The sequence below is a fragment of the Terrisporobacter muris genome, from assembly GCF_024621905.1.
Lineage (GTDB): Bacteria > Bacillota > Clostridia > Peptostreptococcales > Peptostreptococcaceae > Terrisporobacter > Terrisporobacter muris.
Genome location: NZ_JANKBY010000151.1, coordinates 1 through 8,284 on the forward strand (window position 1 = coordinate 1; position 8,284 = coordinate 8,284).

Below are 8,284 nucleotides of genomic sequence, written 5' to 3' on the forward strand. Positions count from 1 at the left end.
CTGAAAAAATTTTACCTATACTGAGAAAATACGATGTGGGTTTAGAAGTTGTGCAATTCGCAAATCCTTATATATTAGATAATAGATATGAAATTATGGATATATATATAAAGGAGTTAAAAGAATTATATAATAATGTTGATTTAATAATTCATGGGCCTTATGCAGACTTGTGTCCAGGAAGTAGAGATCATGAGATAAGAAGAATCAGTAAGTTAAGAATGGAACAAGCGTATGAAGTTGCAAATTATTTAGGTGCTAAAAAAATAATTTATCACAATGGATATACACCAAGGACGTATACTTATATTGAGTGGAAGGAAAATGTATATAATTATTGGGCTGATTTTATGAAAGGCAAGAATAGTATTCCTATTATTATAGAAAATGTTCTTGATGAAGATTATGAGCTTATGGATGATTTGATGAGAAGGATTGAGAAGAATAATTTTTTTGCTTGTTTAGATGTGGGACATGTTAATGCTTATTCTAAATATAAGGTGGAAGAATGGATAGATGTGCTGTTATTTAAGTTAAATCATATTCATTTACATAATAATTTTGGGGATAAAGATAGTCATTTCAGCATAAATAAAGGAAGTATGAATATAATAAAAATTCTACATAAATTAAAAGAAACTAAAAAAGATTTAACTATATCTTTAGAAATAGTAGATTTAAAAGAATTAGAAGAAAGTTTAGATATGTTAGTTAAAGATGGATTTATTAAATTGAAATAGTAAGGGGATTTGTTATGATTATAAATTATTCTAATAGCTATGAGGATTATAAAAAAGCATATGAAGGAGTTTTTAAAGTATCAAGAAATACAAAATGCATAGGAATAGCATTGGTATTTTTTGCAATGTATTTATTTTATAGTGGATATTTAGATGAAATATCTCAATTTTATATAATAGAGATGACGGATTATTTAAAAGCAATTTTAATCATAGTTACAGTTTATATTATATGTTGCTTTGTAATAAATAAATCTTTAAAATCTAAAGTTGATAAAGAAATAAATGCACTGTTAACTTTAAGACCAACTTTGATTGGAGAAAGAACTTTAGAAATAAATGATGAGCATATTATTGTAACTAATAATAAAGAGAGAACAGAGCAAAGGATAAAAGGTATAGATAATATTAAAGAAGTTGATGGAAGCATCATACTATATATTGGAAAATTGAGTCCAGTTCATATTATACCTTGTAGCTCTTTTGTAAATGAAGAAGAAAAGGACAAGTTTTTAAGTTATTTTAAACATATAAAAAGATAGCATTAATATATAAAAGTAGGAGAGGTTATGTTACCTCTCCTATATATTTATTATAAAGTTTTTTTCCATTTAGTTACGTAATCATCAAGTATCCTTCTTAAAGCTATACCAATAGTTGCATAAGCTTCATCATAAAGGTTAGCAAGTGAAATTCTAATTGACCATTCAGGACCAGCAAACCCACCACCACCAAGTAAAACTATTGATGAATCTTGAGCTAAATCAAATAATATATCTACAGGTTTATAATTTTCTTTTAAGTAATTAGCAAATCCTATACCGTGATTTTTCTCAGCCCATTGCAATAAATCAAATTGAGTATAGTAACAAGCATCATTTGCATCATTGTTTAACTCTAAACCTAAAGAGTTAAATAATAAATTTTTACGTCTAATACATATATCCATAGTTTTTTTCTTGTATTCATTCTTTCTATCTATAAGAGTAAAAGCAGAGAAGAATGCCATTTGAACTTGTTGTGGAGTAGAAAGTCCAGCAGTGTGGTTTAGGGCAACTTGTCTACTATCAGCAACTATTCTATCTATAAAAGGTACATTTTCTGGTATTGGATTCATATCAGCATATCTTTTATTAGTTCTTTTTCTTATAGAATAAGGTAGTTCTTTTATTAATTTATCAAATACATTTTCTTCATGTAAAGCAATAGTACCAAGTCTCCATCCTGTAACACCAAAGTATTTTGAGTAAGAATAAGTTCCGATAGTGTTGTATGGTAAGTCTGCCATTAAAGATCTAAATCCTGGAACAAAAGTACCATAAACATCATCAGAGATTATCATTAAATCAGGGTTATGTTCATTAACTATGTTTACTATTTTTGAGATAGACTTATCACATATGGCAACAGAAGGTGGATTACTTGGATTAACTACAAATAACGCCTTTATATCTGGATTAGCTAATTTTTCCAATTCTTTCTCGGAACATTGCCAAGTGTGTTCACCTTTTTCATCAACTTCATCAGAGTTTATATACACAACTTCAAACTCGTATCTAGGAAGATGAGGTATTTCTAAGTAAGGTGTAAAAACTGGAGTCATAATAGCAATTTTATCACCTTTAAGAAGAAGATTATTTGCGATTAATGAGTCAAATATATAACACATAGCTGCAGTGGCACCTTCTACAGCAAATACATTAAAGTCTCCACCTTTGTCCAAGTCATATTTCATTTCTGCTTTTAAATATTCTTTAACTATTTTTTCTATATGAATAAGCATTCTGTCAGGGAAAGGATAGTTGTCTCCAATTATTGCATCAGTTAATTCGTGTAAAAAATGATCTGCATTGAAATCTAAATCATTTATACCATAATCTATAATTTCTTTTAAAGCGCTTACTCCTGGCATAGAAGAATTTTCTTCTATAAATTTGCAAAAACGATTATATACTCCTGTTTTTTTAGGAATTCCAGTTAAGTCACCATTATCCCAAGAAAACCTACTTTCTGTTATTGCAAAATGACCAAAAGTAAAGAATGCTTCTCTAGGTGTAGCAGCAACCCAGTTTGGATTTCCACGACCAGCATCAAGTAAAGTTCTAGTACTTTTTCTATTTGATATGGTTGCAAGTTCTATAAGTTTATTTTTAAACTCAAAAGGACTTATTTGACCATATATATTTTCTAATTCTTGTCTATTAAGATTTATATTCGCCATTAAAAGATTCCTCCCTATGTATATTTATCAAAATAAATTTTGTTATTAGTATTATTCCATTAAAACTTAAATTTACTTATTATGAATTAATCTTAAAAAGTAAAGTATAATACATAACTTAATTATAACATATAAAGTATATTGCTTGGAAGCCTTTAATATAAAAAAGGAATACTGAAAAATACAAACCTATTATAAAGTACATTTGAGTTAGTGAAAGATGGTCAAATATAACATAAAAAATGCGTAAACTTTAATGTTTACGCATTTTCTATCATAATTATAAATCGTAATTTATTTATATTCTAATTCTTTTATAGTTTCACCTATAATTTTAATTCCTTTTTCTATATCATCATCAGATAATCGAGATAGTCCTAGTCGAATGGTATTTTTACCTTTATCATCAATATAAAACAAATCACCAGGCATAAAGATTATATCTTTTTTATAGCATTCATCTAGAAGCTTTCTAGTATCCAAATTTTTGAAAATTAAAAATAAATGAAGACCACCATCTCCTAAGATATAATCGCATTTTATGTATTTTTGAACACACTGTTTAGCAAAGTTAAATTTATCGCCATAAAACTTTCTAGTTTTCTTTATATATTTCTCGAAGGCACCATTTTGTAAATAATCATATAGAATACCCTGATCTAAGAAAGAAACATGAATAGTAGTGCATCTTTTTACACTTTCTAATCGATCTATAAGATTTTTATCACATAAAACCCATCCTATTCGAAGTCCTGGAAATAGTATTTTAGAAAAACTACCAATATAAATAACACCATTACTATTATTATCTAAAGAACAGATGGGGAAAATATGAGAAGAAGAGTAAAGAAGTTCTTCGTTAAATCCATCCTCTATAGTTGGTATATTATTTTTTTTCATTAAATTATAAAACTTATATCTATTTTCTGGAGACATAACCATACCTGTAGGATTATGATAAGAAGGCGTAATATAAGAAAATTTTATTTTTCCTTTATGTTTTTTTAATTTTTCATTTAAATCATCAAAATCAAGACCATTTTCATCTATATTCATGGGAATAATATTTAAACCATAAGATTTCATTATTTTGATAGAGGTATTATGTGTAGGATTTTCACAAAGTATATAATCTCCTTTATTAGTAAGTGTTGAGATTATAACATTCAACCCTTCTGTAAAGCCATTGACTATCAAAATATCTTTATTAGTAGTATTTACACCCTTTTTATTCATATAATCATGTAAATAATCTATTAAAGGTTTATATCCCCTAGCATAACCGTAATTAAGCAATTTATGGCCTTCTAAATTAAATCTATTTAAAAAAGATTTTTTTAATTCTTCCATATCAAACAAATCACCATCAGGAGATATACTTTTAAAAGAAATCTGGCCTGATTTCCAACGAATCTCGCTTTTCATAATGTCCATATCATTGCATGTTTTCATATAATCATTTTCAAAGTTTTTATAATTTATATTCCAATGACTATTATTAACGCTATTATCACTATTTACAAAAGTTCCTTTTCCAGAAACTGAATAAATCGTACCATCAGACTTTAGCTCCTCATAAGCAGAGACAATAGAATTTCTACTTACATTTAAAAGTAAACTAAGCTCCCTTGTGGAAGGAAGCTTAGAGTTATGAGGAAGAAGACCTTTTGAAATCATTTCTTCCAAATATTTTTTTATCTGAATATATATTGGTTCATTCTCATTAATTATTAAATCGGAGAATAACAAATTATCACCTCTAAGCTTTATTAATATATAAGGTAATTATATTAAATAAACTTATTTTAGTCTAGGCTGTTATTTCACTGACGTCTCCATTATTTTATCTACTAATTCACTGTAAGATAAACCTTTAGCATTAGCACTTCTTGGAATTAAACTTGTAGTTGTCATTCCTGGAAGGGTATTTAGTTCAAGAACATAAAATTTTCCATTTGATAATATGAAATCTACTCTTACATAAGCCCTGCAGTAGAAGATATCCCAAACTGTTTTAGATGCTTTATTAATTTGTTCTTGCAATTCATCACCTAAATAAACTATTTCTTCTTTTGCTGCATTAGCACCAGTTGAATATTTTGCTTCGTAGTCAAAGAAACCTGTAGTGCTTGATATTTTTATTGTTGGATAAATCTCACCATCTAAAACAAAAGAAGTGTATTCATCTCCTGGTAGATATTCTTCTATCATTACCACATCATCAACTTCTAAACCAGCCTTTACAGCAGCTTCAACATCTTCCTTTCTTTCAACCTTGAATGTTGCAACAGAAGATCCACCACTATTTGGTTTTATAAAGACTGGATAACCCATTTTTTCTATTTTATCATAGTCTATATCCTCTATTGATTTTGCTATAGTCCAATTTGCAGTTGGCACACCAGAATCCCTTAACATTTTTTTAGTTATGTTTTTGTCCATACACATGGCAGAAGTTAAAGGACCACATCCAGAGTAAGGTATGTCCATGGATTCTAATATGGCTTGAATAGTACCATCCTCACCATACTTACCATGTAACATTAAGAAGGCAAACTCGATTCCTTCTGGCATTTTATTTATAACGTCCATTTTATTATTTAATATTATTTCATGTACTTCATATTTATCTCTATCTAAAGCATTAAGAACAGCTCTTCCTGAATTTAAAGAAACTTCTCTTTCAGTAGACATTCCACCCATTAAAACAGCCACTTTTTTCTTCATAATTAACAACTCCTCAATATATCTCATGTATAAGTAGCATAAGATTAAAATTACTATATTTTATTTTTTGCCACTAGCATTTAGATTTAACCAAGCAAATAATTTCCAGATACTTATTTTTAGTAGCAAATTTATTTTTTATAGTAGTAATTATATGTTTAAGTTGGTAAATCTGAAAGTACCACAAGGGGCTTAATTTTTAAATATTGTGGTTTATTGCAAAAGAAAAGAGGAATGTACTAAAGGTAACATTCCTCTTTTCTTTGAGTAAAGTGAATTTTTATCCTAAAACATTTTCCATAACTCTAAAGATATTTCTATGAGTTATCTTGTCTATTTCATCTTCAAAATAACCTCTCTTTCTAAGTTCCTTTGTAACGTTGTTGGAGTGAGAAGCGCATTGAAGATTTTTTACATTAGGGTTATTTATATCTTTTGAAAAGGAAGAAAGCGTATTGCTTTCTAAATAATCACAATAATCAAATCCTAAGCATACATGATCTATACCTATTAGGTCAGCCATATAATCTATATGATCTACAAAGCCTTCTAGATTTTGTTTACTTTTATCGTGGCTTACAAATCCACTAAATCCATTGAGACCAACTACACCTCCACTTTCTGCAATAGATTTTAATTGACTATCTGAAAGATTTCTTTTTACATCACATAATGATTTTGCATTGGAATGTGATGCTATTACTGGTTTTGAAGCTATATTGATTAAGTCCCAAAAAGATTTTTCGTTTAGATGAGATACATCTACTAACATATTTAAGTCTTCTAATCTTTTAACAGCATTTTTACCAGCTAAAGTTAATCCTCTATTATTATCACCACAAACACCTGTAGCTAATTCATTTCCTTCATTCCAAGTAAGAGAAGCATGTCTTGCATGAACTTCATCATAAAAATAATTAATTTTATCAATATCACTACCTATATGACTTAAACCTTCCATGCCAATTACAATATCAACTTTACTTTTAGCAAAACCTTTCCCAATATCCCTATATGATTTAACTACATTGATAACATCTTTACTTTCTTTAATCTCATCTTTTAAAGCATTTACTATTTCTTCTGCTCTAAGAGATGGATTATTATCATAAGGTGGATCTATCCATATAACAAAGATACCACCACAAACATTACCTTTTTTAAAATTATTTAAATGATAATTTTTAAAAATATTATGCTCATTTTCAGCCCTTTTTAAAGTAATATGAGTGAAAGTATCTGAGTGACAATCAAATATCATAATACCCCTTCTTTCATAAATAGTCTACTTACTACATTAAAAAGTTTCCAACTATGATACCGCAGTAATTTCCAATTACATAGCCTAAAGTTCCAATTAACATAATTGGTGCTATAAGTTTAGACCAAGATTTTGAAACAGCCATAGCTGCAGCCGTTGTAGGTCCACCTATACACGCATTAGAAGCTAAAATTGCTTCTTCTAAGTTGAACTTGAATAATTTTGCTACACCAAATGTTACTAACATGTTTATTAGAACAACTATTAAACAAAACACTAATAGAAGAGGCGAATTGTTTATTATAGATGATATTGATGCAGGTACACCTATAACAACAAAGAAAAGATAAATTAAAAATGTACCTATTTCTTGAGCTCCACCTAAGTTTCCAAAGAAGTCGGATTTAAGAGTAGCACAAAGCATTGTAACTGTAGTTATTATTAAATATTGATTTCCAAGTAAAGTATTAAGTATTTTTAGGAAAGCATTAGACGTTGGAATAATAGAAGATAAAAATTCTGCTAAGCTTACTGATACAGCAACTATAATAAAAGCAGAACCTATACAAAATCCTATATCTTTTAAAGATACTTCTTTACTTTTCCAGTATGAAGATGCAGCTGTTTCACCTTCTTTTACTCCTATTTTTTCAACTTCATCTATATGAGGATGTTTAAATTTTTTTCTAAATAGAGCTATAGATGGAATAGATATTAATACAAAGAAATAAAGAGCCATTAATAAATTATCAGAAACTACTGCTGCTGAAACTAGATCTCCAGGAATTTCAAAAGCACTTGCCATGGCAGCAAAATTTGCACCACCACCTATGTATGAGCCAGTCATCATACCAGCTATTTGTGCTAATTCAGGAATATGCTTATTTAAAAGTAAAAAGCCTAAAGTAGATCCAAGCATAGTACCTATGGAACTAACTAAAAATAATACCAACATTTTTCCGCTTTCTTTCCATATCTTTGTAATGTTACATTGATAAAGAAGTAATGTTATTGCTAGAGGAACAACATAAGACCATACTTGATCATAAACTACAGATTCTGTAGGTATAACTTTTAAGTTAGAGAAGATTAATGCACCTATAAGGGCGATAATAGCTCCTGAAACTTTAGAAGCCCATTCAAATTTTTGTTCTAAATAAATACTAAAAGCTGCCCATCCTGTAATAAAAGCCCATAATACCCATATATTATCGGAACTAATCAATGTTTTCATAATAACCTCCCATAAATTTTTATAAATTCAATATATTGAAATTACTATAATTGTAATATAAGTTTAGTTAGATTTCAATATATTGAAAAAATATTAAGAAT

General features: G+C 28.3%; 7 protein-coding genes. 2 read left to right on the forward strand and 5 right to left on the reverse strand.

Annotated features, from left to right (window positions below; translation table 11 throughout):
• Together NSA58_RS11915 and NSA58_RS11920 are read left to right on the forward strand one after the other, a co-directional pair.
• Positions 1 to 740, forward strand: a 740-nt coding sequence (locus tag NSA58_RS11915; protein ID WP_257560501.1) for a sugar phosphate isomerase/epimerase family protein, incomplete at its 5' end; no start/stop codon positions are given.
• Positions 741 to 754: 14 nt separating this feature from the next.
• Positions 755 to 1,282 carry a YcxB family protein gene (locus tag NSA58_RS11920; protein ID WP_074078654.1) on the forward strand — a complete coding sequence of 176 codons (528 nt, stop codon included), beginning with the start codon at positions 755 to 757 and terminating at the stop codon, positions 1,280 to 1,282.
• A gap of 50 nt (positions 1,283 to 1,332) precedes the next feature.
• Here the strand turns inward: NSA58_RS11920 and aspD are convergent, their stop codons facing one another.
• The 5 genes from aspD to NSA58_RS11945 all read right to left on the reverse strand — a co-directional run bounded on the left by aspD (position 1,333) and on the right by NSA58_RS11945 (position 8,183).
• Positions 1,333 to 2,961: an aspartate 4-decarboxylase gene (aspD, locus tag NSA58_RS11925; RefSeq protein WP_074429780.1), complete on the reverse strand. Its 1,629-nt coding sequence runs from the start codon at positions 2,959 to 2,961 to the stop codon at positions 1,333 to 1,335.
• 294 nt (positions 2,962 to 3,255) lie between these two features.
• Positions 3,256 to 4,710, reverse strand: coding sequence for a MocR-like pyridoxine biosynthesis transcription factor PdxR (pdxR, locus tag NSA58_RS11930; RefSeq protein WP_039680922.1), 1,455 nt, complete (start codon positions 4,708 to 4,710; stop codon positions 3,256 to 3,258).
• A 69-nt stretch (positions 4,711 to 4,779) separates the two neighbouring features.
• A complete protein-coding gene (locus tag NSA58_RS11935) occupies positions 4,780 to 5,688 on the reverse strand; it encodes a D-alanine--D-alanine ligase (RefSeq protein WP_039680923.1) in 909 nt (302 codons plus the stop codon).
• Positions 5,689 to 5,968: 280 nt separating this feature from the next.
• Positions 5,969 to 6,949 (reverse strand): dipeptidase, encoded by a 981-nt coding sequence (locus NSA58_RS11940; RefSeq protein ID WP_039680924.1) that lies wholly within the window; start codon positions 6,947 to 6,949, stop codon positions 5,969 to 5,971.
• Between the two features lie 31 nt (positions 6,950 to 6,980).
• Complete coding sequence (locus tag NSA58_RS11945; RefSeq protein ID WP_039680925.1) at positions 6,981 to 8,183, reverse strand: DUF819 family protein; 1,203 nt, start codon at positions 8,181 to 8,183, stop codon at positions 6,981 to 6,983.
• Positions 8,184 to 8,284: the final 101 nt, after the last annotated feature.

Excerpts from the sequence above, each read along its gene's own strand:
- NSA58_RS11920 (WP_074078654.1), top strand. The coding sequence starts at position 755 with ATGATTATAAATTATTCTAATAGCTATGAGGATTATAAAAAAGCATAT.
- aspD (WP_074429780.1), bottom strand. The coding sequence starts at position 2,961 with ATGGCGAATATAAATCTTAATAGACAAGAATTAGAAAATATATATGGT.
- NSA58_RS11935 (WP_039680923.1), bottom strand. The coding sequence starts at position 5,688 with ATGAAGAAAAAAGTGGCTGTTTTAATGGGTGGAATGTCTACTGAAAGA.
- NSA58_RS11940 (WP_039680924.1), bottom strand. The coding sequence starts at position 6,949 with ATGATATTTGATTGTCACTCAGATACTTTCACTCATATTACTTTAAAA.
- NSA58_RS11945 (WP_039680925.1), bottom strand. The coding sequence starts at position 8,183 with ATGAAAACATTGATTAGTTCCGATAATATATGGGTATTATGGGCTTTT.